The sequence below is a fragment of the Dysgonomonas termitidis genome, assembly GCF_042654545.1.
Classification (GTDB): Bacteria; Bacteroidota; Bacteroidia; order Bacteroidales; family Dysgonomonadaceae; genus Dysgonomonas; species Dysgonomonas termitidis.
The window spans coordinates 1-2,898 of record NZ_JBHSGN010000178.1; the positions used below are offsets into that span (position 1 = coordinate 1).

Annotated in this window: 1 protein-coding gene; it reads right to left on the reverse strand. The window is 48.1% G+C overall.

The annotated features are described in order from the left end of the window. The coding region (locus tag ACFO6W_RS25930) for a DEAD/DEAH box helicase (protein WP_380002018.1) at positions 1–2,898 on the reverse strand (2,898 nt) is incomplete at both ends.

Here is a 2,898-nt window from a genome sequence, read left to right on the forward strand (position 1 = left end):
ACATCATCTTTATCCATGCCCTGTAAAGGGTTTGATCCGGACGCGAATACTTCGGCCAGCTTTGATTTGCCATCCTGTAAACGCCGGATCTTTTCTTCTACCGTGCCTGACGAAATGAAACGGTACGCAATCACATGCTTCTGCTGACCTATCCGGTGGGAACGGCTTACCGCCTGGTTTTCCACGGCGGGGTTCCACCAGGGGTCCAGGATGAGGACATAATCGGCTGCGGTCAGGTTAAGCCCTACGCCTCCCGCTTTGATGGAAATGAAAAAGCAATTCACTTCCGGGTCATGCATGTACAGGTCAACCTGCTTCTCCCTGTCCCGGATTTTCATATCCCCCGTCAGCCACGCATATTTCCAGTTATTTTGGTCGAAGTAGCCGGAAAATAAGCGTAGATGCTTTACAAAGGAAGAAAAGACCAGAACCTTATGCTTGCTGTTGCGCAATGTTTCCAGGTACATCGCCACCTGTTCAAACTTACCTGAATCCCCGCAGTAGGACAAGTCCAGCAGTTTCGGATGATTTGCCAGCAACCGCAATCTGGTTAAACCCTGCAAAGCCATAAATGACAGTTTCTGGGTATCGGCGGATTGCTCTCCGGCAATCAGGCTGTTACGCAATTTATTTTTCTCCAGGTTATATGATTCAGCCTGGGACTCGCTCATGTTGCAATAAACGGTTTTCTCGGTCAGGGGCGGCAGCTCCGGAGCAACTTCTGCCTTTGTCCGCCTCAGGATAAACGGTTGTATGATTTTCAGTAAAGCCGCTTCTTTTTCTTTGTTGTTCCGCCTGAGCGGATTGGCATAAGCCTTCCGGAAGTCTTGCAGGTTACCCAGCATACCTGTATTTACAATGTTAAACTGTGCCCACAGGTCTGTAAGCGAATTCTCTACAGGCGTACCGGTAAGCGCTAATTTATGCATGGCCTTAATCCGCATCACGGCCTTATAGGTCACCGAGTCCGGATTTTTCACATACTGGCTTTCATCCAGAATGAAATAATGGAAAGAACAGCATTCCAGCATTTCTATATCGATGCGGAGCGTCCCGTATGTGGTCAGTACCACATCGAACATACTGAAAAACATATCCGTGTCTTTTGTTCTCATCCGCCTGCCTCCCGAATAGATATATACTTTCCGGGCGGGCGCAAACCGTTCCAGTTCATGCTGCCAGTTATACAGCAGGGATGCAGGGACGACTACCAGCGAAGGGGGATACTCCCGGGAGCTGCTGCTTTGGGATATATCGTCTTCTGTGAATAAGGACAACTGGCCTGAAACTTTTGACTGCCGGTTTGGTTTTTCTTTTTTCCTGTGCTGGTAAAAATATTGCAGCAGGGTGATTGCCTGTAAAGTCTTCCCCAAACCCATATCATCTGCAAGGCAACCCCCGAAATTATTTTCAGACAGGCTCAGGAGCCATGAGAATCCCTTATGCTGGTAAGGCCTCAATGTGGCATTCAGCCCTTCGGGAACAGGATATAAACCATCGGAGTGTATCTCCGGGACAGGCTTATGCGTACCAGCGTCAAGGATGCCTGCCAACCGGAAATGATGCCTTTGCAGGCGGATATTCGCTCCGTCCTCCCTGCCGAAAAACATCAGTTCATAATAGCGGCTGAACCATTCCCCGGGCAATACGGCAATGCTCCCGTCCGGCAAAACATATTCCCTGATATCATTCAGTATGTGGTTCCGGAAACGGATAAAAGGAATCCTGAACGTACCGAATACGGCTTCACTTTTTACATCAAACCAGTCCGGGCTTTCATCCGGTTTGTTTTCCAGGGATATTTCACCTAAAAAATATCTCTTATCCGGGATATCCTGTACCAGGTCGAAAAGGCCCAATATTTCCCGGTGTGCCTGAATCCAGTCAATCAAGCCATTTGTATCATCTTCCGGTTCGGTTTGCTTTACCCGGAAGCCGTTAAGCCACTTCCTTTCCAGCCCGTTATCCGTGAGTAGCTTAATCAGTGAACTTTCCCGTTCCTTATCCCTGTAAAACCAGACTAATGCCGTGGTGCCGTCAGCCTGCCTTGCATATACAACCTTCTTATCGGGCGTATCGATGGGACAGGCTTTTCCCTCATATAAAAAATCGAGGGACAGGACAGGCTGCATATCCAAACCGTTTGTCAATGTCAGGCGCGCTGTGCACGGTGGGTATATTTCCTGTATATCGATCCCCCGGGCATTTACCTCAACGTTGTTCTTAAGGCAATTCGCTATAAATTTCTCTATGTAGGCTTTTTCCGAGGCTGGCGGAACCGTTACATATTCCTTCGAAAAGAACGGCAGTAATTTTTTTGCATCGATATCCTTAAACACAAGCAGTTTCCTGTCCACGAAAACACAGGCGGGATCACTGCATATGACGCCGAAAGGCTTGCCGTTCAAATCAATTATTTCATTTCCGGCGGCAAGGGTGATGAAATACCGCAACTCCTGCCCGCCATTTTTTATGAAATTAAACACAGCCCTGGCCGGGTCGGGGTATACTTCCGCTTTGGCGGAATCAAACAAGGCCCGTACTTTTACCCCTTCCCTGAAATAAACCTCCAGTCCGGACTGGGGTAAGCGCTCAATAATACGTTGCTGGTATCTTTCTATAGCCGGGCGGATATAGGTCTCTATTGTTTTTTCAGTGACATTTTTTTCAAAGCCGGATACTGTTGTTTCCTTAGAATAGCTTTTCATAAGGGATTTAGCTGTACAACGGCCTGCCAGGGCAACAATCTCCCTGTGAGCCTGCGGCAGGAATGTAAAACTACCGGCTTTTTCACCGGCTATTTCCACGATGGTCAATGAATCCGTCTTCTCCCTCCTGGCCCATAATGGCTGAAGAAGGTAGCCGAAAAGGGGATGCTCTATGATGCTTATAATAAGT